Genomic DNA, 24,037 nt, shown 5'->3' on the forward strand with positions numbered 1-24,037 from the left:
TCCTCACGAAAGTGGGGATCTGCTTTTGCTTTAGATTCCCAGTAGTATCTGGGAATGACGGAAAGGGCCGTCATCCTAAACCTCGTCATCCTCACTCCCTACGTCATCCTCACGAAAGTGAGGATCTGCTTTTACTTTAGATTCCCAGTAGTATCTGGGAATGACGGAAAGGGCCGTCATCCTCACGAAAGTGGGGATCTGCTTTTGCTTTAGATTCCCAGTAGTATCTGGGAATGACGGAAAGGGCCGTCATCCTCACTCCCTACGTCATCCTCACACCAACACCGTCATCCTCACGCAAGTGGGGATCTGCTCTTGCTTTAGATTCCCAGTAGTGTCTGGGAATGACGGAAAGGGCCGTCATCCTCACTCCCTGCGTCATCCTCACACTCAACATCGTCATCCTCACGAAAGTGGGGATCTGCTCTTGTTTTAGATTCCCAGTAGTATCTGGGAATGACGGGATGGTAGAGCAGGTGGGGATCTGCTCTTTCGTGTCAAAGTTAATTACGATCAAAAAGCCGCTAACCGTTGTACCAGCCAATACATGGCTACCGAGCCACAGGCATAGCTGACGGCAAATCTTAGTTTGTCCAGAGTGAGTGACTTAAACAGGAATTTACAGAGAAAGAACACCACAAACAGGGCGGCAACAAATAATAGTTGTCCGATTTCGACACCAACATTAAAACTTAACAGGGCAAACCAGGTTTCGTCCGCTGGTAGACCAATATCGCTTAAAACCGAGGCAAAGCCGAAGCCATGAAGGAGTCCAAAGCTGGTCGATACAGCAACCGGGTAGGTTAGCGTAATGCTATTGGTTCGATTTTTATAGATTTCCAGGGCCAGCAACACGATACTGAGGGCGATAACCGCCTCCACCGGCGCAATCGGAAGATTGATGGTATTGGTTGTCGCCAGAATTAATGTCAGTGAATGGGCGATGGTAAAGCCGGTGATGGTAAGTAATAACTTACGACCGGTGCGTGATATATAGATTAGACAAGCAACAAAGAGTAAATGATCCAGACCAATGAGAATGTGCTCAATGCCAAGTATGGTATAAAGCACAAACGTGTTGGTTTGCTGATAGCTGTCCTCAACCTGAAAGCTTTGCGTGTCAGCATTAAGAACACGGGTTAGTATTTTGCCTTGGTTATCGATGATACGCAGCAGGACATCCGCGGAGTTTTGGGTTAAACCATCAATACTTACATTAAGTCCCTGTAACGTATCACGGGTTATCTGCCATTTACTGACATATGCCTGATTGGTGAAATAGCCCAACGGGACACCTTGCTCGGCGGTGTCGTTATCAAAATATACGTCGAGTTTTAGTCTTGCCCCTTCTTTGGCGGGCACTTTGAAAATCACATCATAGGTTGTGTCTTTGCCATGACTTATTGTTAATGACGCCGGACGCATATCGTCGCAAATCCCGAGCGGACTTATGGCAATCAATACCAATGCATATATAAATCGACGTACCCCCAGCATTAGTAATCTCCCGCCACTAATGTTGGCATATTGACATTAACCTGATACCTGTCGAGTAAATCCTGCTCATAGGATTTTTGATTGGCGAGGTTTTTTTGATAACGCCAGTCTGCCAAAACGCTGTCTTCTATCTGTGACAAATTAGGCAGAGAGCCATGCTGAACATCGCTGATATAGATGAAATGCAACCCGTAGCCAGAGCTAATAGGCCCGCTCCATTGTTCAATCGGTTGAACGCTTAACGACTGAGCGAAATCGTTACCAAACTGCCGGGCTACAATAGTAAGGCTTTGGCTCTGCAATGACTTTGGTAACAAAGAAGATGTTCCTTCTGGCTCTAAGCCCTTGTTAATACGTTGTTGTTGCTGTCCCACCCACATATTGACCACTTTTTCTGGTGTGTCATTGCTCATAAAAACCTGTTGAAAGCTATAGGTATTCGGCTCCCGGTATTTTTTTTGGTTTTCGTTAAAAAAGCGCGCTAATTCTTCAGGGGCTGGAGGCTGGGCACTGGTAATATCCTGCATCATAAATTCCATTTTCTGACGCAAGCGTTTGCGGATCACCCCGTCATTCACATCTAGTCCTAAGCCTCTTGCCTCACGGGCATAGATTTCATCCAAAACATAGTTGTCGATCAGCGATGCCATTTCTTCCTGAGTCGGAGTGCGCTGCCAGACCTTGACAAAACGTTGGTGTAACTGTTCGATTCGACCACTACTGACATTGATGACATGCTGTGCATCGCCCTCATTGTCGTTCATTACATCAAACGCGAAAAACAAGCCAACAGCGATAACGATAAAGTGAGTTAAGGGTTCTTTGATAAGTCGTGTTATTTTCATAATCTATCAGTCATTAATTTAATGGGAATTTTTATAGGTTCGGTTAAGGAATATTACAATCGGGTGGCTTTGAATCCGCCATAATCAATCCCGGCTAACTCTGCCATTTGTCGGTGCCAACTGGCCAGATCATATCGATTAAATTGATTCAGGTGGCTATGGCCGCAGGCCCGCGCCATGATTTTCATAAGCTCGGTGGATGCCGCGAAAAAACGCGCGAGTTGTTCACCACCGGTTTCAACATTGAGCCGCTTAGTGAGCTCAGGGTCTTGGGTGGCGATGCCCGCAGGACAGTTGTTAAGATTACACATTCTCGCACCAACGCAACCGATAGCCTGCATCGCAGAATTTGCGAGGGCAATACCATCTGCTCCTAATGCCAAAGCTTTTACGAAATCACTTGGGGTGCGCAACCCGCCGGTGATGATCAATGTCACTTTGTGTTGAGGGTCGATTCTATCGAGAATATGCCGGGCTCTGGCAAGTGCCGGAATGGTTGGAACACTGATGTGATCTCTGAATAACGCTGGTGCAGCGCCTGTGCCGCCGCCGCGACCATCAAGAATGATATAGTCAGCACCTGCTTCTACTGCAAATTTTATGTCGGCTTCAATGTGGTTTGCGCTTAGCTTGAACCCGATAGGGATACCGCCGGTGATCTCTCTAACCCGATCGGAAAAGCGTCGAAAATCTTCTACCGTATGTAAATGTTCAAACGTTGCCGGGGAAATTGCATCGGTACCAGGCTCGATGCCTCGGACCTTAGCAATCAAATCGGTATTTTTATCTGCTGGCAGGTGGCCACCAGTACCGGTCTTCGCAGCTTGACCGGCTTTAAAGTGAAACGCCTGAACGTCTTTGAGTTTTTCTTCATCATAACCAAATCCAGCGCTGGCATATTCGTAAAAATAATGGGAATTACTTTGTTGTTCAGCTTCAAGCATACCTCCTTCACCTGAGCATATACCGGTGCCGGCAAGTTCCGCGCCTTTTGCCAAGGCTAATTTGGCATTTTCGGAAAGCGCACCAAAACTCATATCTGAGACCAGCAGTGGGATGGATAATTTAAGCGGCTTACGAGCTTGTTTACCGATGACTAAATCCGTGTCGACATTACGATCATCGAGTAAGGGTTGCTTTGCCAGTTGCGCTACCATGATTTGGATATCATCCCATTGTGGCAATTTAGTTTTGGGTACACCCATGGCGACCATGGGGCCATGGTGCCCAGATTTGTTTAAACCATGTTTGGCTAATTCATGAATGTAAGCGACCGTGGGCTCTTCAGGCGTAGGTGTTGCCGTCGGCTTGCCTGATGGCTCAGTTTTACTGGTTTGGCTGGCGTTGCTCGTTGATTCGACATCCGTGTCTTCAGACTTTGGCGGCTTACCGATATCGTCTTTACTAAACTGTTTATGAGTGCCATCACAGTAGGGCAGGTTCGCAGATTGCTTGCACTGACACAGGTACGCTGTCTTATCTTCATCACTACTGATTTTCAGCGGTTTAAATGCTGTTGATGCGTGTGAACCATCGCAATAAGGTTGATTACCTGACAGGCCACAAGCACAAAAAAACACCGATTTTTTTGCCGTGAGCTCAACCTTTGCCGGAACAATATTTGCGATAACGGGTTTTTTCATAGCAGATCCTTTCAGCGTTACTTTTTACAGTATAGAAGCTAACGAAAAAATATTTCTCGAATGTGGTTAACATTGCCCCTGGCACTGGATTACACTCTGTGAAATAACTCGTTACTTATTAAGCCTTTAAGGAATGCTCGTATTATGTTGGAATCTAATCAATCTGTAGTAGTTATTACGGGGGCGAATCGAGGCATCGGTTTGGCGATGGCGACCATTTTTGCAAATCGGGGAGATAGGGTTTTCGCGGTTTGTCGGCAAGGATCAGCAGCACTGAAGCAACTGTCTCAACAATATTCACTAACGATCGTTGAAAACATTGATGTTGCAGCAGAGCAAGATATACAACAACTTTGCTCTAAATTGTCTGGCGTCGATATTGATCTTTTAATTAATAATGCCGGTATCTTAAGAGATGAGTCATTAGAGCATTTTGATACAAAGCAAATTGAAGCGCAGTTTCAGGTCAATGCGCTGGCGCCACTTCGCATTTGTCAGAAATTGCAGCAAAATCTGCATCGAGGCAGCAAAATTGCCCTGATCACCTCAAGAATGGGATCGATTACTGATAATACCTCAGGTGGACGTTACGGCTACCGTATGTCAAAAGCGGCATTGAACATTGCAGGGATGTCTCTTGCCAAAGACTTGTATACTAAAGGTATAGCCGTCGGTATTTATCATCCGGGCTACGTACAAACGGATATGGTTAATGGCCGCGGTGATATTTCTGCCGAGATAGCGGCAAAAAGACTTGTGGCGTTGATGGACGGTTTGACGATGGAAGACAGTGGTGTATTCCGGCATTCAAATGGTGATGTATTGCCCTGGTAGTTTTGTCGAATTAGGCTGACATCCATATAGATTATGGGAAAGGATTATGATGAAAATGAGAAATATCTGTAAGTCGCTGATTACACTGAGTATCTTATCTATTGCTAATCTCAGCTTGGCAGAAGAATTGAGCCTTAACTCACAGACGATTTCTGCGCCTTTTTCAATATCCCAAGACCCGATACGGGGAAACTTTCTCCCTAATCCGGGTAAAGAAATTATTTTGATTGGTGAGAATGAAGGCCGCAGTCAACTGGCTATTTTTGCGGTTGATGAACGTTCTTCACAATATGAACTGTATCGTCACTTGCCGATTGATTCTGAATATTTTTCCTTTGATACCGATGCTGAATACGATCTCAATGACCGGTTGAACGTAAAGGATACATCACAAAACCGAGTGTTAACCCCAAAGGCACCGACCAAGCCATTAAATCGACTGTATTTTTTAACCAGTTCAAAAATTGTAGAGCTGCGTCCTGAACATCCATCGACACCATTTCAGCCCATATTGGACGTCAATTCTATCGTGATCAAGTCGTCTTCTAATTACCTCAAACGCGCAAATTTTGTGCAACGCTTAAATCAGGACACGATCCCAGATTTTGCTCTGGCGGATTTTAATGGCGTGAATATTTATCTGTCGCAATCTAAGGCAAAAATCGATGCAAAAGAAAGTGTCTCCTATCGAAGTCAGCAGTTGCCGGTGATCCCGATTGTAGAGGTGTTTGAAAGCAGCGTCAGCTATACCCAAAGAAAGTGGTTTCTGGCGGATATGAACCAGGACAACAAGTCGGACATTGCCTGGGTAAATGCGGGGAAGTTGCTGGTACATTATGCTCAGGACGACAATGCGTTTGACCCGCAAGCCAGCGAAGTGAGCATTAACTCGCAAATATCCGGACAAAACTGGTGGGATACCCGCAATGCCGATGGATCTAACCTGGATCAGAGCAGCTTAGATCACAAGAACCTGGAACGTATGGATGATATCAATGGTGATGGCATCACGGATCTTGTAGTGCGCCATAGTACCAGCTCTGGGGTGCTGGATCGAACTAATGACTATCAGGTCTATCTGGGGAAAAAGACCGAGCAAGGCATTGTTTACGGCCAACAACCTAATACCGTGTTAGCGAGTGAGGGGACGGTTGGTGATATCGAGTTTGTTGACCTTAATCAGGATGCTCGCCAGGAAGTGCTGGTTTCTTCATTTGATATTTCTGTATCGCAAATTATTGGTGCGTTACTTAGTGGTAGCGTCGATCAGGACGTGCTTATCTATGTGCAGGACATACAATCGGGCGCGTTTAAAAAGAGCATTAGTAAAGAAGTCGAGTTAACATTTAGTCTCTCGACCGGCAAAAGTGGCGCCCCTGTGGTAAAACTGGCGGACCTAGATGGTGACGGTTTTAAGGAGCTTATTCTTAGCGCCGACGAAAACAGGTTGAAAATATACGCTGGTGTGAATGGCGATAAGTATATCGCTAGCCGGGCACAAAAATTTTCGTTGCCATTACCACAAAATGGCGTGTTATTAAGCAGTGACGATTTAAACCACGATGGCAAAGAAGAGTTACTGGTCCGTTACGGTGTTGAGGATGCTGAACAATATCATGATGATTTGTTGATTATTAGCGCCAAATAGAACTGTCAGGGATATAGACATTCACAGGCGTTGGCAGTCCCAAAATGGAATTTCCTCTCTGATACGTTCAACCTAGTGCTCCTCCGTTAACCTCAAACTTAACAACGTCATCTTCACACCCACATCGTTATCCTAGCAACCACATCGTCATTCTCATACCCACACCGTCGCACTCGCCCCCACACCGTCATCCTCGCACCCACATCGTCGCACTCGCCCCCACACCGTCATCCTCACGAAAGTGGGGATCTGCTTTTGTTCTAGATTCCCAGTAGTGTCTGGGAATGACGGAAAGGCTGCGCGGGTGGGGATCTGCTTTTGCTTTAGATTCCCAGTAGTATCTGGGAATGATGGAAAGGGTCGTCATCCTCACTCCCTACGCCATCCTCACACTCAACACCGTCATCCTCACGAAAGTGGGGATCTGCTTTTGTTTTAGATTCCCAGTAGTATCTGGGAATGACGGAAAGGGTAGTCATCCTAAACCTCGTTATCCTAAACCTCGTCATCCTCACGAAAGTGGGGATCTTCTTTTGCTTTAGATTCCCAGTAGTATCTGGGAATGACGGAAAGGCTGCGCGGGCGAATAAAAAACCGGCTTAATCGCCGGTTTTTTGTTTTTAGAGGTAAGACTTCGTCGGGTGGAAGAGCTTGGTGTCGGCACGATTCTAACCGTCATCCTCACGAAAGAGGGGATCTGCTTTTGCTTTAAATTCCCAGTAGTATCTGGGAATGATGGGAACGGAATAAGGAATAAAACAAAAGCGCGGGGTGAGTGACAGCTAGGCTTGGAATGACGTAAAGGTATGCTGGCAGTTGTTAGGTGTTGCCACGAAACCTCTGCTTCATGTACCTTACTCCTATGACAACATCCTCCCAAACAACGATTGACGACAAAGTACAACGGATCTGGACTCTGGTCGCCCTGGTGCCTGCGGGCAAAGTGGTGAGCTATGGCCAATTGGCCGATTTGGCAGGTTTGCCCGGTAGAGCTCGATTGGCGGGCAGGGCGCTTAAATTGGCCTCAGCATCACAAAACCTGCCTTGGCATCGGGTGGTAAATAGCCAGGGAAAAATCTCATTTGCTAAAGGCTGCCAACAATATCAAACACAATTGAATAAACTCCAGGATGAAGGCGTCGTTGTCGTGTCTGGACGGATCAAACTGACAGAGTTTCAATGGCAACCCGATATTGGTGAATTATTAGCCCTGCCGTTTTAATTGATAAGCGTAATAAATCCATTCTCAATTAGCGAGTCATCTAAATCTCGGCTACATTTTTATAGTTATATCATTACGTTGTAATAAAAATATTCACAAGGTTGTAAGGTTGCACATCTACATTTTAAGCCGTTGTGAACAACAACCCATCCAGTAAATGCTTACATCTTTCTTGTGAATCCACCTTAAAAATAAGGAACGATTCTATGTTAAAAAAAATACTGACTGTCGCAGGCTCAATGATTTGTGCCGCTTCTTTGATGTTATCTCCGGCAATGGCTGAAGAAGGCAAGCGCTATGATGACAGCGTAAAATGGAAAAATGTCGTTAAGATCACCTACAAAATAGGTAAACGTGACGATGCGTTAAAAATCATTCGCGATTACTATCAGGTAGCTTCAGAAAAAGCCAAGACGCCAATGCCAGAAATGGTTATGGAAATGCACACCGGCGACTATGATTTACTGGTTATCTGGCATATGCAAAATGGCATCGAGGACATGACCTGGGAAACCAACCCAGACTCTGTCGCCTGGCGAAAAGCGTTAAATGATGTTGCTGGTTCCGAAGAAAAGGCCCAGGAAATTCTCGACGAGTACGTAAGCTATATTGCCCATGCCGAAAATGAGATAGCACTGGTAAGGTAGTTTTCGAGATCCCATCCCCTCGGTGGAATCTCAAAAAATAGGATTCAGGTTTCAGGTTTCCGGTTTCCAGTTTCAGGATTCAGGATTTTTTGCTTGTGCTTTTGATTGTTCTAAAACCTGAGACCTGCCATCTTTCTTGAGAACCCTCCCCAGCGGCAGGGTTCTCAAGATTTCCCTTCTTATTAACAAATACTTTTTATCGTCAAAATGAAAATTATTTGCTTTTCAAATCCCTGATTTCAAATCAATATCTGTGCAAATTCAATGGTGAATTTTGTTAAGGAAACATGATGAATAGTAACGACTATGATGATGATTTTGAAACCGAAATTGATGATGATGAATATCAGGCTACGGGCCTCGCGGGTTTTGAAATTGCTTATGGTAGTAAAAACAAACAAGCATTAAAAAAAGCCGCCAAAACCAAGTTGAAAATCAAGCGGAGATTGGATTCTTTGCTCGAGCAAAGACAACTTGAAAGAGAATTAGGCTCCTTTTATTACGACCTAGAACTTTAATACGAATACCAAAGGTGTAAAAATGAAAAAAATAAATGTGTTTGTGGCTAGCTTGTTCACTGCTATTGCGTTCAGTGCCGTTGCTGAAGAAGCTTATGAGTTGGAATATGCGGAAGAGGCGCCTGCCAGTTATATTGAACAGGTGTTAGATACCTGCAAAATTTACGCACAAGAGGATGAGGTATCCACAGAGGAAATGATGAGTTATCTGCTGGCCTGCGTTAATGACGATTTAGAGATGAATGATTACCAAACGCTTTCGGCTCTTCCTAAAGATTAGCGGAAAGGGAGATTCCACTCCTGCTGTCGGAATCTCAAGAATTTAGGTTTTCGGTTTCAGGCGCTTTTGTTTGTTCTAAAACCTAGGGCCTGAGCCCTGCCCGGTATCTTCGATGGCGGGCTGTCACCGTTCGAAATTTCATTTCGAATTGTCAACCAGACTCAGCGTAGTTTGCTGAGTCTGTCACCGGCCCCCGCTTTCGCCGGTGTGTACCACCTTTCGCGAGATTCCACCCCTGCTGTCGGAATCTCAAGAATTTAGGTTTCCGGTTTCCGGTTTCAGGGTTAAGAGTTCAGAGTTCAAAGCTCAGACGCTTTTGTTTGGTCTAAAACCTGAGGCCTGCAATCTTTGGTGAGATCCCGCCCCAGTTGTAGGGATCTCGCAATTTATTTCTGCTTCGCCTTGTTGCCGATAATTTTAAATGCCGGCGTGCCACGTACTAAAGTGTCACGGGCAAATTCCGCCTGACAATTCGGGCAGATGCCTGGCTTCTTGGTATTATCTTCGATGATTCGCTCTTTAAAGCATTTTATCAATGCCCCAGTTCCCCCTTTTTTGTATTTAAACAAAAGTTGGTTACAGCTGTTACAAATTACTTTTACCGTTTTGTCTGGCATCTTTTTATTGGGTTTTGCCATTGTTTCGTCTCATTAGCGGAATTTTGCGTATATTGATGCAATTGCCTCAGCTTACTGAGTGGCCTTTTTACCATGAAAATCACCATTTATACTAGCTATGAATTGAACCTGTTGTTTAAGGGCCGGCTGTTGCCATAACGCAAGCAATAAGGCTTTTTGGGATATTCGTCTGCTCTTTGTCAGAGAGTATTGGCCTTTGTTAATCAGATTCAGTTATGATTTGAAAAGTTTACGAGATAATAACAGAGGCTCAGGTGCACTATTTACATACAGATGACAGCCATACATTAGTTTTATCGCAAACCGATAAGCCGATAATTGGCGATGATGAATGTTTAATAAAGGTGCAGGCAATCGGCATTAATCGTGCAGATTTACTGCAAAAAGCCGGTAAGTATCCACCCCCTCCTGGTGAGTCAGACATACTAGGGATTGAAGTTTCGGGTGAAATCGTTGAGGTAGGAAAAAAGGTAAATGACTGGCAGATTAGTGGCCGTGTTTTCGCTCTGGTGCCGGGTGGCGGCTATGCGGAGTATGCCAAGGTCAAAGCTAGCCATTTAATGGCGTTACCAAAAACCATGAGCGTTGAGCAAGGCGCAGCGATTGCTGAGACTTTTCTTACGGCTTATCAAAGCTTGTTCGCCTTAGCTAAATTGCAACCCAAAGAGCGAGTTTTAATTCATGCCGGTGCATCTGGTGTGGGCTGTGCCGCTATTCAACTCGCGAAAGCTGCAGGTTGCTTTGTCACGACAACCGTGGGTAGCGATGAAAAAGTAAAAGCCTGTCGTAAGTTGGGAGCCGATGAAGTCCTTAATTATCAACAGCAGGATTTTACTGTTTGGGCTAAACAACATCGTTGTCAGTTTGATGTCATTATTGATGTGGTGGCAGGGGAATACGTCGCGAAAAATATTGATGTGGCGGCATTAGATGGACGTATTGTCACGTTAGCTATTTTAGGTGGGCGATTTAGTCAGCATTTTGATATGGCGAAAATGTTGGGAAAACGCTTAAGTTTATATGCATCGACATTAAGAAATCGCAGCGATGATTACAAAGCCAATCTGGTTACTAACTTTAATCGTGATTTTGGTGGCAAATTGAGTGATGAGACGTTACAACCCGTCATTGATTCCGTCATGCCTTGGCAGGAGGCAAACCTTGCACATCAAAAAATGGCGAACAATCGTAATATCGGCAAATTGGTATTGCGTGTAAATTAATGGGAAATCGCTTGGCCGATGTTGGCATGATGCCTGTTTGATATTTTGCCTGTATTTGGTTTGAATTTGGTCGAGGCAGCACTAAACCGAATCTATCAGAAAAGAAAAAGGAGGCATAAAGCCTCCGAAATACAACACAGGGAACGTTAATGAGCGAGTTTCAAGTAGAAAGTTGACGTAAAGGCTTCACGGTTGCTTTCAGGAGCATCGTAATGGACTATTCGTCATCTTCTATTAACCCTTACGAGCCTAAGTTCGAGATGGATCACCATAAATAAAAATTTGTGCTTTTTATGTCCGCAAAAGCAATACCCGTAAAAGCAATGTCCGCGAAAAAATGACTAGCTATGTAAAATGAAGCTTTTCGTTTTATTTTTCAGGATCAGTAATCAATGGTCTTGTGGTTCCAGTCTAAATAGCTGAGTTCACCATCAAAGCTCAAATTATCTACGATATCCAACAAACGTTGGCTCACAAATTCCGGAGTAAATAGCTTGTCCTGAGGGACGTTAGCCTGAAACGGTTTGGATAATCGTGTGTCCGTTGTTCCTGGGTGGAATGCGAGTAGCTTAACGTGTTTAAAGCGCCGGGAAAATTCAATGCTGATGGTTTTCAGTAACATGTTTAAGGCGGCTTTTGATGCCCGGTAGCTATACCAACCACCGAGGCGATTATCGTTGATACTGCCAACACGCGCACTGAAGCATATAATTTTACATGGGTGTTTTTGGGCAAACAATGGCAGCAAATGTTGCAACCATAATACCGGCAAAAATGCATTAATGCTCATCACATGTTGCAAAGCCTCTACCGTTAAATCTTCGATTTTTTTCTCGGGAAAGAAATCAGGGTTTGAATCTGGCGTTCTGCCACCCTCTGGCAACTTGCCATGTAACACGCCATTGCAAATATAAATGGTGTCAATGTGCTCATTTTGAGTCGTTAGGGATGCACAGACTTGTTGAATTTGCTCGATAGAATTATCGCACTGAATATCCCGTACTTGGTTGGCGTCGTTGGCATATTCGGCATGGTTGGCATATTCGGCATGGTTGGCATGTTCGGCATGAACGTCTTTTGTATCGACAACTATACGGGGTAGGGCAGCTGAACGTGATACTCTGATCACTGTATCAGGCTCTTCATTGGTCGCGAGTTTGTTGATGTTTGACCTAACCTTTGCTTGCGCAATCGCCGTTGCCAGTGCGCCATTCGCGCCAATGATCAAAGTCGTAGACATAGCAAAACCTTTTAGGGTGTAGGGTTGGCAAAAATGGCCAGACTGAGCACGTAGCTTATGTTTGGCAAATCTGATGAGCAGGATGAACTTACGTGCGCTTGATGGTTTATTTGCTTTTGTTTAAATCGGCACATTGACTGCAGTCAAGTCGCTCCTGTCCGGTAAGCCAGCGTGAAATATTAAATCGGTTTTTCGCAAACACCAGATACGCTTTGTCCGCAACAGGACGCAGTATGGGCCATCGCAACGGTGCAACGCGCCAGCGCTCTCCGACTAATGCCCAGGCTTTATAGGTAACGTCAAGACCCAGCAAAAGTTTGTTATTCTCATCTTCGCCATGCAAAATTGAGCGGGCTTTTTGTAAATCAATATGAGGATAAAGCTCGGAAAAGTCCACACGGTTGATATCGATAAAATAAATTAGGTTTTCTGTGTTTTTACGCTGTAAGGCCCGCATTTCCTGCAGGCAAAGTGGGCATTGGCCGTCATAGAATATTGTCAGTTTCATTTGAGTTACCTTGGCTTGTCTGTCTTGGCCTATCTGTCTTGGCCTATCTGTCTTGGCTTAGCTATCTTGAATCAATTAGCTTGGATTAGTTACCTTGGCCGAAAAGAGGCGTGATAAGAATGAGCGCCGCCAGCAAAATGTGCATTGCACTGACCACTAACGTCAGGTTGCGTCGCATTAAAAAATAGTCGGGATAAATTTGCGCATAATTCTCAAGTGTAGCTTCATGTTTGAAAATAAGCAGATAGGAAACCAGTAATAGCGATACTGCGGTTAGGGTTGAATTCAACATTAAGCTGACAAAGGCAATGAGCGACAGGATATTGGAAGTAACAAGTTCGCGGTTGTAAATGGCTTCGCCATTGTTCTTCAAACTGTTGGCCCACAGTGTGCCGGCAAGAAAGCTTAGGATAACAGCGCTGTAGAGTACAAATAAGGAATCACCGCTCAGGCTAAATATACGTATGTCGAATGCGAATAAAGTCACCGCAGCGATGAAGGGGATTAAACCCGCGTAACCGAGTCGTTTGTAGGTAGGCATGTCGGTCTCCAGTATTCGTTTGTATGTCGTTGCACACAAGTAAATACGGAAGGAAGAGGTAAATTGATCATAGGTAAAGAAAGGTTTCAGGTTTCCGGTTTCAGGGCTCAGGAGCTTGGCAAGGGGCTTTTGCTTTTTCTTTTTCTCAAACCTGAACCCTGAGACCTTTCGCGAGACTCCATCCCGGAGGTCGGAATCTCAAGAACAACGGTGTTTAAAAAGGTTGCCTACATGGATAGTAGGTATGCAGAATCACAGGATGGCATGATTCTGTAGAAAGGTAAGAACGTGGCTTGTCGCCTGTCCGGTATCTTTGATGCCGAACTGTCACCGTTCGAAATTTTATTTCGAATTGTCACCTTGACGCAGCGTCGTTTGCTGCGTGTGCCATCTTTTGTTAATTCTTGATCCCTTCACGAACCCAGCTTTGCCATTGCAAAGACCGACCTAGCGCCAGACGCTTTAAACTGCGAATGAGTGCCTGAAATTCGATGATATCGACCAGGTAAAACAAGATCCAGGCGATAGGAGCAAATAGCCACAGGTTTAGGTGATGTTTAGGTTTATGATCACAGATAAGCTGGATGTAAGTCATTGTTGTCATCAAGGCAATCAACAGCATTAACGGCGCGTAGTTACCGCTATAAACGCTATAGCCCAAAAATAAGGTCACCAATAACCACTCGCAGAGCAGGATGAACTCACCATAAATGGCGATAGGTAATGTGATAAATGTCAGATACTTATGATGCTTTTTATGGCTACTGAAAAACATATCCCGGTATCTGAGCAAGGTTTGAAAGCGACCAAACTTCCAGCGCAAACGCTGGTTGCACCAACCTTTGTAATCCGACGGAGCTTCGGTGTAGGTGATGGCATCCGCGGCATAACGGGTTTTATAACCTAACGACAAGATCCGCAAAGAGATCTCAATATCTTCAGTAATGATGTCAGTATCAAATCCACCTAGCTTAGTCAGCACGTCGCGACGATAACTGGCGGCCGCACCGCCGATAATAAACACAGAATTGAATACCGAATCCGCCCGGCGAAGAAAAAAGCCACATAAATATTCGAGCTGTTGAACCAGGCCTATGATTTTACGTTTATTGGCGATCACAACATTACCAGCAACTGCGCCTACCTTCGGGCAATGGAACTGTTTAACGGTATTTTTGATCGCATCGGGAGCCATCAGGCAATCGCCATCAATCGTCATGACGATGTCTTTGCTGGCAAGTTTTAAGGCTTTATTGAGTGCTCTGGCTTTACCACCATTAGTTAATGGTAAATATTTGATGCTTGGTTTTGACTGATTTTTTACAAAATAACGCGTTGAAAATTTGTTGAGGTAAGCTTGCACTAAATCATGGGTTTGATCGGTAGAACCATCATTTACAACGATGATTTCAAGGTTGGGATAGTTGTTGTTAACGACCGATTCGATGGTGCCAATAATGCCAGTTGCTTCATTAAAGGCAGGGATCAATACCGATACACCTTTAGGTTTCGCATGTCGGGCTTGCTGGTTAATTCTGCGCTGACGAAAAGAGTAAATGGGCAATGCAAAAAGTTGAATTAAATATTTGCACAAGATCGGTACCAATAAAAGGAAAACGCCAATTCGAATGGCTTCCAAATCCTGGTAAAACTCTGGGGTTGAATGAAAATGAAGCCAGATAAAACCGCCTGTGATCAGGTAGCCAATACCTAAAAGAGCTAGTTTGCCCCAAACTGATGAAGACATATTGTAGTCGCTTTATTGTTATTGGTGAATATCGTCAATGAGTGACTTTGCTGCAAAGTCTCATTACGTCAGGGGGCTAATTTGATGGTTAGTATGACAGCTTTTGATAACGGGGCACAAATTAATATTTGTAATTTAACGTAATGCTTGGTTATAAAGCGATTGAATAGTTTAAAGTTTTTGAACGTGTAATCTGCCTACAAGGCGGTGGCAATGGTGGTTTTAAGATATTCTTAGTGGCCAATCAAGCGTAGGCTAACAATCATAGAAAAGGCCCCGAATGGGGCCTTTAGCGACAGATAAATTTAAGGGAGATATGTATCTGTTGCTTAGCTGGTTTTGCCTTCTAACAAGCTTTTACCATTAATGGCAATCTTGCGAGGCTTCAGCGCTTCTGGAATTTCACGTTCCAGGTCAATATGCAACAGGCCATTTTCCATATGCGCGGACACTACTTTTACGTGATCGGCGAGTTGGAATTTGCGCTCAAAGTTGCGCTCGGCAATGCCCTGATATAAAAATTTTCGATTGGCATCGGATTCATTGGCTTGTTTTGTACCAGTGATCGTCAGTGCGTTATCTTTGGATTCAATATCCAATTCTGCTTCGACAAATCCTGCGACAGCCATCGAGATGCGATATTTATCATCGGCAATTGATTCAATATTATACGGTGGATAAGCTGGCTGTTTTTCAGCGCGAGAGGCTTTATCCATTAATGAAGCTAAGTGCTCAGCACCGATGAATGAACGATAAAGTGGAGAAAAATCTGTAGAAATAGTACGCATAGTCATATCCTATCTATAGCAATATGTTAATTTAAAGTGCCTTTCATTAAGAACAGGCGATTATTTGTAGACCCTTTATGGCGACTACAATTATCTATATGGGGCGGGCAAAAAAAGATTCAAGGCGTTCGTTAAAAAAAATTAATTTTTTTGCTTGTAGGGGCAATACGTGGTGTTAGGTAGGCAATAAAAATTATCTGCCCAGGTTGCAATCAAAGGTGTTATGCGCTCACGCATTACTGTTCGTTATTCGTCGAAGGGGTGAGTTTCCGGTAATTGTCGTAACACGTGCCTTTATACCAAAAGGGCGATGATTGCCCATATTTACAATCAATCCCAAAAGGAGAGGTATGATTCAAAGCACAGCTGAACGGATTTTAGCTTACTGGTTTGGCAATATTGAAGATGAATTGGCCACCGCTGAGCAAGCTAAGCGCTGGTATGCAGCAACGCATGCACAAGATCTGGAGATAAAGGCAAGGTTTGAAACCCTGGTGAAGCAGGCTGCGGCTGGTCAACTTGAGGACTTACAACAAAGCCCAAGAGGGTCGTTGGCGCTGATTATTTTACTCGATCAAATGACGCGTAATATCTATCGGGGAACCGCTAAGGCATTTGCGAGCGACCACTTGGTAATTAACTATTGCCTTGAGGGCATCGATAAGGGCTATGACCAGTCTTTGTGCCTGATTGAGAAATGTTTTTATTATCACCCGCTTGAACACAGCGAATCGCTGGACATGCAAAACCTGTGTTTGCTGAAGTTTAACGAGCTTGAAGATGAATATTTCCAGGAAAAACATCTGCAGGTTATTCACAATGCGCTGGATTTTGCGGGTGAGCATGCGGACATTATTGAGCGCTTTGGTCGCTTTCCGCATCGTAATCAGGTGCTAAATCGTCAGTCTTCATCAGCGGAAATCGCGTATTTAAAAAGTGCAAAGCGATTTGGTCAATAACGCAAAAGGTATCCGGGAACAAAACTGACGTTATTTAAAGCGTTGTTACTCAAAGCGTTACTCAAGGCGTTATTCAAAGTGTATATTATCGCGTGAACGGAGTTTTCACATTGAGATGTACACGGCTCAAGGTTTAAGGCATAAAAAAAGGAGCGGTGAAGCTCCTTTTCAGTCGTTATCGTTATCGAATCACTTCACCATCATTAACGCCGTATCGTAATCAGGCTCGTTGGAAATGTCTTTTACGAGTTCTTTATAAGCGACTTTGCCATGCTTATCGATAATTAAAATAGCACGGGTAAGCAAGCCCATATCTTTGATTAATAAGCCATATTTGTTACCAAAGTCGCGCCAGACTGAGTCTGACAACACCATGATTTTATTGACCTTTTCTTTGGTGCAAAAACGTTTTTGCGCAAATGGCAGGTCATTGGATATGGTCAGTAATACGACATCATCGCCAAGCGCCGAGGCTTCATCATTAAACCGTTTGGTTTGGGTCGAGCAAACGCCAGTGTCCAAACTTGGAACGACGGATATCATCACGGTTTTATCGGCAAAATCGCTTAGTGAGACCTTTTCAAAACGCTCATTTACGACTGTGAATTGCGGCGCATCGTCACCCACTTGGACCGGCTCACCCAATAACGTAATGGGTTTCCCTCCAGCGGTAACCACATTCGCGGTGGTTGTGGCACCAGGTACGGTCGCTACCGCACCGCTATTTGCGAACGCCGTCGTGGCACTTAGCGTACAACTTGCGACGAATCCTAACGAAATTAATAAGTGTTTCATGTTTAGGGGCAATTCCTTATCTAACCTATGTTATTGCAATGTTAACGTTTTTAAGCATTACCTAGAAGTTAAAAATCCACTTTTTTGCCGGCTACCCAGGTCTGGTTGACCTTAGCTTTCCAAATATTTTCCTTTGCTGTTTCAAAAATATCCAAATCGATCAGAATAAAATCCGCTTGTTTTTCCGGCTCTAATGACCCCAGATAGGTTTCCTGGTGACCGGCGTAAGCCGCATCCAGTGTAAAACTTTTAAAGGCCTGAGACATGGTCATTGACTGTTCTGGATACCAACCGCCTTTCGGTTGGTTCTGCTTATCCTGACGCGTCAGTGATGCGTGAAGGCCAAAGAAAGGATTCGGAGATTCCACTGGAAAGTCAGATCCTGCGGCAATGATCACGTCTTTGTTTAACAGCGTTTTCCAGGCATAGGCGCCTTTGATACGCTCGGAGCCTAAGCGATCTTCAGCCATATTTTTATCGGACGTGGCATGGGTTGCCTGCATCGATGCGATAATATCCATTTCTGCAAAACGGTCAATATCTGTCATTTGTAATACCTGCGCGTGTTCGACGCGGTGGCGTAAATCCACAGACTCAGTCTTTTCGATTGCTGTTTGATAATGATCGAGAACAATTTTATTGGCATTATCGCCAATGGCGTGGGTATTTACCTGAAAACCGGCCTGCATTGCATGAAGAACGATATCACCAAGGGTCTTATCATCGTGCAACAATAAGCCCTTGTGGTGAGGCATATCCGAGTAGTCTTCGATTAGGGCGGCACCGCGGCTTCCCAGAGCACCATCGGCGGATATTTTAACGCTGTTAATTTGCAGCATTTTATCATCGCTAAGCTCGGTGCCTTTAGCGAGTGTGGCTTGCCACTTTGGATCCATGACATCTACCATCGCATTAATACGAATCGGCATCGCCTGTTTTTTCACCAGGCTTTGATATGCTGCAATATTCTCTGTTGAAATACCGGCGTCATGGACGGAGGTTAACCCCATAGATGCCAGAGAACGCATGCTCTTTTGCAGCGCAAGTTCCATCTCCTGAAGTGACAATGGAGGGATTTTTTTGAAGACTAAATCCATGGCATTGTCGATCAAAACGCCGGTTGGTTTGTTATCTTTGTCACGGATTATTTGGCCACCGTCCACGTCTTTTGTATTTGCATTAATATTGGCAAGCGCCATGGCTTTTGAGTTAACCCACAATGCATGGCCATCAACTCGAGACAACACCACCGGGGTGTCGGGAAACGCCTTATCCAGACTTGCAGCGCTGGGAAACTCATTGCTTGGCCATTGCACCTGATTCCAGCCTCGTCCTTGTATCCAGGCAGTATCGGGGTTTTTGGCTGCAAACGCTTTAACCCGTTGTACCGAGTCTTGCTCTGATGGCGAGCCCATCAAATCGACGCGCATCAGGCTAAGGCCATAGCTCAATACATGGCCATGGGCATCAATCAATCCCGGTAGCATGACCTGACCTTTACCATCGATGATGGTGACATCATCCTGAGATTCGATGTTGTCGGTAAGTTTAAATATCCGGTCGACCTTATCGTCGGTAAATTGTATGGCTTTAAATGCCATCAACTCCCCGTCATTGAAGGTATAGCCTTTAACATTGTTAATGATTGTGGTGTCAGCCAACGCCGGAAGTGCGATAGATATTGATAGCGCCAGAGCGGCTATCACAGGTCGAATAGAATAAGTCATTATTGTCATTGTCTTTGTTAACATGCTGTTATCTTAGCAATGAAAAAGGCTGTGGGCTAGAGGGATAATTTTTGTTTAAACGGCTCGAGATTGTTGCTTGTGAATAGGCTAAATGCTTAACGCGGTTATTGTGTCAGGTATTGGATAAAAGGCTGGGGTGCTTATGCACGTTTGTTGCCGGGCTTTCAACCTTCAGCTTTAAACCCTTGACTTAACTCTTAACCATTAACCCTTAAGCTTTAGCCTTTAAGCACTTTCAGTTGCCGGGGAGGAACTTTCACCGCGTTTAGTTAGCAGGTTAGGCGTTTATTCTGCGGCGTAATTTTGTCCAGATAAACGTCATTATCAGGAACAATGCTATCAAGGTTGCAAGAATACGTTCAACGATAAAGCCCCAGCTTGCAAACGGGGTTTCACCTTGGGTCAGATGCACCTTGGTGCTTAACGTGGTCTGTTCAAACTGAGGAATGGACTCGACAATATCACCAAAGTGATCGATAACTGCGGTGATGCCGTTATTGGTAGCACGAAGCATCGGCCGGCCAAACTCAATGGCTCGCATACGAGCGATATCCAGATGCTGGTGTGGACCGTGTGAATCGCCAAACCAGGCGTCATTACTGACCGTCAGTAATAAATCGGTGGTGTTGGACACATTCGCGGCGGTTTGCTGGGCAAACGCGACCTCAAAACAGATAAGCGGTGCGATGTTGATACCATTGGCCACCAGGTTGGCTTGCACATAATCGCCTCGACTAAAGGATGACATGGGCAAGTCAAATAGCGGCGCAATTTTACGCATAATTGACTCAAAGGGAACGAATTCACCAATGGGAAGTAAATGATGCTTGTTATAGCGATTCGGATCGCCAAAATAATAGTCACCGTGTGGCGTGTTTTGTTGAGCGTCCTGGTTTTCCATAACCGTTGGTTGTTGGTTACCAAGAACAATCAAGGTATTAAAAAAGCTGCGACTGCTGACTTCATAATTGATAATGCCGGTGATTAATGCTGTTTGGTGTTTACTTGCCTGGGTATCAATATCCTGAAGGTAAGGTTGTGCCAATGGTTCTAAACGAGGAATGGCCGCCTCCGGCCAGATAATCAAATCATGATCCTGATACAGGCTTTGGGTATCGCGAATATACTGCTTAATGATGATATCTTCGCGCGCTTTATCCCAGCGCAATGACTGCTCGATATTACCTTGTACCATGGCGATGGAACGTGTCTCGCCGGATTTTTCAACCCAGGTTGGGACATGACTGACGGCGGTTATTAATGCGAAAACCACCAAAATTGCGGCATTAACCCTCCGTCGTTGGTTAATGAGTACATAATAAATCGCCACACAGGCCAGCAACACCAAGGCTGATAACAGGGTTTCGCCGATAACCGGAACCAGTGCTACAAATGGTGAATCGATTTGGCTGTAGCCTAACGATAACCAAGGGAATCCTGTGAATAATCGTGCCCGTAAAAATTCGGCGATAAACCAAAAAAACGGAAAACACAGCAAATGACCATGGGTGAACGGCATCCGGTGTTGAAACTGTTGCGTCAGCCAGGCGGCCAAGGCAGGGAAGAGAGCCAGATACCCACAAAGAAGCACCATCAATAATAATGAGGCGATTAATGGCATGCCGCCAAATTGTTCGATACTGACATGAACCCAGGAGATGCCGGCACCAAACCAACCCAGACCAAAACTGAATCCGAGCCACCAGGCTTGTTTCGCGCTGGCATGATGAAGTTGCTGTATAAAAACAATCAGACAAAGCCAGGCGACGGGCCAGATGGAAAATGGCGCATAGGCCAATACCATAAATAAACCTGCAATAAAGCAGAACAATAGGCGGCGTTTAGTTGAAATGATTGCGCTCAAGGTTTTGTTCCATCAATTAGCAGTGACTGCTTTGGTTATTGTTATATTGACTGGTCAGGGTTACTGAGGATTAGATACCGCTTAATGCGTTGTAACCCGCAGAACCCCTTGTCATGACATCGCGTTAGCGCTCGTCGACTAAACGACCATTAATCTCATGATCCTTAGGCACGGTAACCTGCAGTTGCTGAATGCGACGTTTGTCCGCAGAAACCACTTTGAATTCAAATCCATCGATGGCGATACTTTCACCTCGTAGTGGCATATGTCCAAAGCGATGCATAATGGTCCCGCCAATGGTGTCAGCGACTTCTTCGTCAAAATCACAATTAAAATATTCGTTAAAATCGTCGAGGTCGGTAAGTGCCTTAACATGGAACACATTACCGGCTAATCGGCGTATTTCGCGCTCAAGCAAATCGTCATGTTCATCTTCTATTTCGCCAACGATTAATTCAAGAATATCCTCTATGGTCACCAGTCCAGAGACACCGCCATATTCATCAACGACGACGGCCATATGATAACGTTGCTGGCGAAATTCTTTTAACAGAGGTTCTACCCGCTTGCTCTCAGGGATAATGATCGCCGGGCGAATAATGTCTTTTAGGGTGCAACTGCTTGCTTCCTTGGTAAAGCCATACGCCAATAGATCTTTGGCCAGCAATACACCTTCGATGTGATCAATGTCATCGTTGATTACCGGGAATCTTGAATGAGCGGATTCGAGTACGATAGGCAGAAACTCTTCAACCGATTGCTGAATATCGACAGTAACCATATGGGAGCGAGGGATCATAATGTCACGAACGCGCATATCGGCAACTTCCAATACACCTTCGAGCATTTGTTTGGTAGCGGGTTTGATCAGTTCTCGGTCTTGAGCATCTTGTAATACTTCGACCAATTCTTCTTTATTTTGCGGCTCTCCGGTAAATGCTTGTACTATTTTTTCCATAAAGGACTTCGAAGAGCCGTTGCTAGAGTGCGGGTTGTCGTCGCTCATAGAGCAGTATTTTCACCTTTGTAATTAAATCAAAAAGACCAATTGCCTACGGCACTTAGTCGGTTATATAGGGGTTACTAATCATTAATGATGCCAATAGCTTAACCTCTAAAGCTTCCATTTCATTGGCATCTTCTTCTCTTATATGATCATAACCTAATAAATGCAAGCATCCGTGGATGATCATATGGGCCCAGTGGGCCTGGATTTCTTTATTCTGTTCGCGGGCTTCTTGCTTAACGACATCTGCACAGACGATTAAATCGCCAAGTAAATTCATTTCAATGCCGTCGGGCACGTCAAAGGGAAACGATAGGACATTGGTTGGCTTATCTTTTTGCCGATATTCTCGGTTAAGCTGCTGTGATTCATCGCAATCAACAATACGAACCGTAAGTTCAGTGTCTTGTTGATAATGGGCCAGCGCCGTATCTACCCATAATTGCAGATCCTGCTGTGAAGGCAGTCCGCTATGATCATCGCAAGCGATTTGTACATCCAGGATGTTGGTTTGTGTCGTCAATGTGCTAGCTTCTACGTTGGCGGGAACCCGGCGCGCATCAATAAGATTCGTGCCTAGGGTACGAGGCCTTTAGATACAACCAGGCTTCGCACCCAGGACAATCAAGTAGAGTCTGAATGTCCGCAAAAGTTCCGTAATATTGTTTAAATAATGATCGTTTTATGTTTCCGGATCCGATGGTTCAGCCGGATCTTGGTGTTGGTTTTGCTGTGCACCTTGATGTTGGGCCGTGCCTTGTTGCGGGTTTCGATGTTTGCTCGAAGGGCTCGCATTGGCCTGTCTTGAGTCATGACGCTCATACGCTTCGACGATCCGTGCTACCACCGCATGGCGCACCACGTCTTTTGACTGGAAAAAGTTAAAGCTAACGCCTTTGATATTATCCAGAACTTCAATCGCATGGCGCAAGCCGGAACGCTGTCCACGAGGCAAATCCACCTGAGTAATATCTCCGGTGATCACAGCCTTTGAATTAAAGCCAATACGGGTTAGGAACATTTTCATTTGTTCTACCGTGGTGTTTTGGCTTTCATCAAGAATAATAAAGGCATCGTTTAAGGTGCGACCACGCATGTAAGCTAAAGGCGCAACCTCTATCACATTGCGTTCAATCAACTTTTCAACTTTCTCAAAGCCGAGCATTTCAAACAAGGCATCATATAATGGACGTAGGTAAGGGTCGACTTTTTGCGATAAATCACCGGGTAAGAACCCCAGTTTCTCACCTGCTTCTACGGCAGGTCGGGTAAGGAGAATTCGACGTACTTCCTGACGCTCTAATGCGTCAACGGCACAGGCGACGGCCAGATAGGTTTTACCTGTACCCGCTACGCCCACGCCAAAGCTGATATCATTGGTCAGGACATTCTGGACATAGGTTTTTTGGTTTTCGTTACGAGGCTTTATCAATCCGCGTTTGGTTTTGATGGTCACCATTTTTTCGTAATCGACGTCGTGATCCGTGCCCTGTTCGAGAATATTGACTTCATGGATCGCCAGATGCAGCATTTCCGGGGTGATATTGCCTGCTTTGCCTTTGACTTCGGCCGTTTCGATGTATAAATCTCTCAGTAATTTAGCCACAGCTTCGCTGTGAGTGTTATTACCATGAATTTTAAACGCGTTGCCGCGATAGCCAATTTCAACCCCTAACAAGCGCTCAATTTTGCGCAGGTTCTCATCCATAGGGCCGCATAAGTTGGCAAGCCTATGGTTATCCATAGGTTCAAGCGTTACATCTAAGCTGGTCTTCATTATGTTTAAACCATTTATCCTTTGTCTTTGGCTTCTGACATGCCCGAAGCCTGACGTTGCCGTCTTCCT

The 24,037-nt window shown here is 44.8% G+C and carries 24 protein-coding genes; 8 read left to right on the forward strand and 16 right to left on the reverse strand.

Annotated elements, in window-relative coordinates:
• Window positions 1-513 precede the first annotated feature (513 nt).
• Genes ACHUFQ_RS01820 through ACHUFQ_RS01830 form a run of 3 tightly spaced genes read right to left on the reverse strand, consistent with a single transcriptional unit; the run spans window position 514 to window position 3,985 of the window.
• Complete coding sequence (locus ACHUFQ_RS01820; protein ID WP_394172435.1) at window positions 514-1,497, reverse strand: HupE/UreJ family protein; 984 nt, start codon at window positions 1,495-1,497, stop codon at window positions 514-516.
• Entirely contained in the window at window positions 1,497-2,342 is an 846-nt protein-coding gene (locus ACHUFQ_RS01825) for a peptidyl-prolyl cis-trans isomerase (protein ID WP_394172437.1), read from the reverse strand. Before ACHUFQ_RS01825 ends, ACHUFQ_RS01820 begins: the two co-directional genes overlap by 1 nt.
• A 53-nt stretch (window positions 2,343-2,395) precedes the next feature.
• The gene (locus tag ACHUFQ_RS01830; protein ID WP_394172439.1) at window positions 2,396-3,985 is read right to left on the reverse strand and encodes a glutamate synthase-related protein; all 1,590 of its coding nucleotides are present in this window, start codon (window positions 3,983-3,985) and stop codon (window positions 2,396-2,398) included.
• A 144-nt stretch (window positions 3,986-4,129) separates the two neighbouring features.
• Here ACHUFQ_RS01830 and ACHUFQ_RS01835 point away from each other — a divergent pair, with 144 nt between their 5' ends.
• Window positions 4,130-4,819, forward strand: a complete 690-nt coding sequence (locus tag ACHUFQ_RS01835) for an SDR family oxidoreductase (protein WP_394172441.1) — start codon at window positions 4,130-4,132, stop codon at window positions 4,817-4,819.
• A 46-nt stretch (window positions 4,820-4,865) separates the two neighbouring features.
• Window positions 4,866-6,467 carry an FG-GAP repeat domain-containing protein gene (locus ACHUFQ_RS01840; protein WP_394172443.1) on the forward strand — a complete coding sequence of 534 codons (1,602 nt, stop codon included), beginning with the start codon at window positions 4,866-4,868 and terminating at the stop codon, window positions 6,465-6,467.
• Between the two features lie 187 nt (window positions 6,468-6,654).
• Here the strand turns inward: ACHUFQ_RS01840 and ACHUFQ_RS01845 are convergent, their stop codons facing one another.
• Entirely contained in the window at window positions 6,655-6,834 is a 180-nt protein-coding gene (locus ACHUFQ_RS01845; protein ID WP_394172445.1) for a hypothetical protein, read from the reverse strand.
• Between the two features lie 495 nt (window positions 6,835-7,329).
• Here ACHUFQ_RS01845 and ACHUFQ_RS01850 point away from each other — a divergent pair, with 495 nt between their 5' ends.
• From ACHUFQ_RS01850 to ACHUFQ_RS01865, 4 genes are all read left to right on the forward strand, one after another.
• A complete protein-coding gene (locus ACHUFQ_RS01850; RefSeq protein WP_394172447.1) occupies window positions 7,330-7,689 on the forward strand; it encodes an MGMT family protein in 360 nt (119 codons plus the stop codon).
• Between the two features lie 206 nt (window positions 7,690-7,895).
• Window positions 7,896-8,336, forward strand: a complete 441-nt coding sequence (locus ACHUFQ_RS01855) for a hypothetical protein (RefSeq protein WP_394172449.1) — start codon at window positions 7,896-7,898, stop codon at window positions 8,334-8,336.
• Window positions 8,337-8,626: 290 nt separating this feature from the next.
• Window positions 8,627-8,854 (forward strand): PA3496 family putative envelope integrity protein, encoded by a 228-nt coding sequence (locus ACHUFQ_RS01860; protein ID WP_394172451.1) that lies wholly within the window; start codon window positions 8,627-8,629, stop codon window positions 8,852-8,854.
• A gap of 22 nt (window positions 8,855-8,876) precedes the next feature.
• A complete protein-coding gene (locus ACHUFQ_RS01865) occupies window positions 8,877-9,134 on the forward strand; it encodes a hypothetical protein (protein WP_394172453.1) in 258 nt (85 codons plus the stop codon).
• Window positions 9,135-9,520: 386 nt separating this feature from the next.
• Here ACHUFQ_RS01865 and ACHUFQ_RS01870 read toward each other — a convergent pair whose 3' ends face one another.
• Window positions 9,521-9,772 (reverse strand): hypothetical protein, encoded by a 252-nt coding sequence (locus ACHUFQ_RS01870; RefSeq protein ID WP_394172455.1) that lies wholly within the window; start codon window positions 9,770-9,772, stop codon window positions 9,521-9,523.
• A 254-nt stretch (window positions 9,773-10,026) separates the two neighbouring features.
• Between ACHUFQ_RS01870 and ACHUFQ_RS01875 the strand changes: the two genes are divergently transcribed.
• Window positions 10,027-10,995, forward strand: coding sequence for an NAD(P)H-quinone oxidoreductase (locus ACHUFQ_RS01875; protein WP_394172457.1), 969 nt, complete (start codon window positions 10,027-10,029; stop codon window positions 10,993-10,995).
• 382 nt (window positions 10,996-11,377) lie between these two features.
• Here ACHUFQ_RS01875 and ACHUFQ_RS01880 read toward each other — a convergent pair whose 3' ends face one another.
• From ACHUFQ_RS01880 to ACHUFQ_RS01900, 5 genes are all read right to left on the reverse strand, one after another.
• The gene (locus tag ACHUFQ_RS01880; protein ID WP_394172459.1) at window positions 11,378-12,235 is read right to left on the reverse strand and encodes an SDR family NAD(P)-dependent oxidoreductase; all 858 of its coding nucleotides are present in this window, start codon (window positions 12,233-12,235) and stop codon (window positions 11,378-11,380) included.
• 106 nt (window positions 12,236-12,341) lie between these two features.
• A complete protein-coding gene (locus ACHUFQ_RS01885; RefSeq protein ID WP_394172461.1) occupies window positions 12,342-12,743 on the reverse strand; it encodes a thiol-disulfide oxidoreductase DCC family protein in 402 nt (133 codons plus the stop codon).
• Between the two features lie 85 nt (window positions 12,744-12,828).
• Complete coding sequence (locus tag ACHUFQ_RS01890; protein WP_394172463.1) at window positions 12,829-13,284, reverse strand: DUF3429 domain-containing protein; 456 nt, start codon at window positions 13,282-13,284, stop codon at window positions 12,829-12,831.
• 397 nt (window positions 13,285-13,681) lie between these two features.
• Window positions 13,682-15,031, reverse strand: coding sequence for a glycosyltransferase (locus ACHUFQ_RS01895; RefSeq protein WP_394172465.1), 1,350 nt, complete (start codon window positions 15,029-15,031; stop codon window positions 13,682-13,684).
• A gap of 329 nt (window positions 15,032-15,360) precedes the next feature.
• The gene (locus ACHUFQ_RS01900) at window positions 15,361-15,819 is read right to left on the reverse strand and encodes an Hsp20 family protein (protein WP_394172467.1); all 459 of its coding nucleotides are present in this window, start codon (window positions 15,817-15,819) and stop codon (window positions 15,361-15,363) included.
• 350 nt (window positions 15,820-16,169) lie between these two features.
• Between ACHUFQ_RS01900 and ACHUFQ_RS01905 the strand changes: the two genes are divergently transcribed.
• Window positions 16,170-16,778, forward strand: a complete 609-nt coding sequence (locus tag ACHUFQ_RS01905) for a DUF924 family protein (RefSeq protein WP_394172469.1) — start codon at window positions 16,170-16,172, stop codon at window positions 16,776-16,778.
• Window positions 16,779-16,967: 189 nt separating this feature from the next.
• On the opposite strand, the gene tpx is transcribed toward ACHUFQ_RS01905, so the two are convergent.
• The 6 genes from tpx to ACHUFQ_RS01935 form a co-directional block, all read right to left on the reverse strand.
• Window positions 16,968-17,573, reverse strand: a complete 606-nt coding sequence (gene tpx / locus ACHUFQ_RS01910; protein ID WP_394172471.1) for a thiol peroxidase — start codon at window positions 17,571-17,573, stop codon at window positions 16,968-16,970.
• Window positions 17,574-17,641: 68 nt separating this feature from the next.
• Window positions 17,642-19,300, reverse strand: a complete 1,659-nt coding sequence (locus tag ACHUFQ_RS01915; RefSeq protein WP_394172473.1) for an amidohydrolase — start codon at window positions 19,298-19,300, stop codon at window positions 17,642-17,644.
• A 298-nt stretch (window positions 19,301-19,598) separates the two neighbouring features.
• Window positions 19,599-21,185: an apolipoprotein N-acyltransferase gene (gene lnt / locus ACHUFQ_RS01920; protein WP_394172475.1), complete on the reverse strand. Its 1,587-nt coding sequence runs from the start codon at window positions 21,183-21,185 to the stop codon at window positions 19,599-19,601.
• Between the two features lie 124 nt (window positions 21,186-21,309).
• Window positions 21,310-22,191, reverse strand: coding sequence for an HlyC/CorC family transporter (locus tag ACHUFQ_RS01925; RefSeq protein WP_394172477.1), 882 nt, complete (start codon window positions 22,189-22,191; stop codon window positions 21,310-21,312).
• Between the two features lie 55 nt (window positions 22,192-22,246).
• Window positions 22,247-22,714: an rRNA maturation RNase YbeY gene (gene ybeY, locus ACHUFQ_RS01930; RefSeq protein ID WP_394172479.1), complete on the reverse strand. Its 468-nt coding sequence runs from the start codon at window positions 22,712-22,714 to the stop codon at window positions 22,247-22,249.
• 159 nt (window positions 22,715-22,873) lie between these two features.
• Window positions 22,874-23,968 carry a PhoH family protein gene (locus tag ACHUFQ_RS01935; RefSeq protein WP_394172481.1) on the reverse strand — a complete coding sequence of 365 codons (1,095 nt, stop codon included), beginning with the start codon at window positions 23,966-23,968 and terminating at the stop codon, window positions 22,874-22,876.
• Window positions 23,969-24,037: the final 69 nt, after the last annotated feature.

This window comes from Thalassotalea litorea, from assembly GCF_043642205.1.
In the GTDB taxonomy this organism is placed as follows: domain Bacteria; phylum Pseudomonadota; class Gammaproteobacteria; order Enterobacterales; family Alteromonadaceae; genus Thalassotalea_A; species Thalassotalea_A litorea.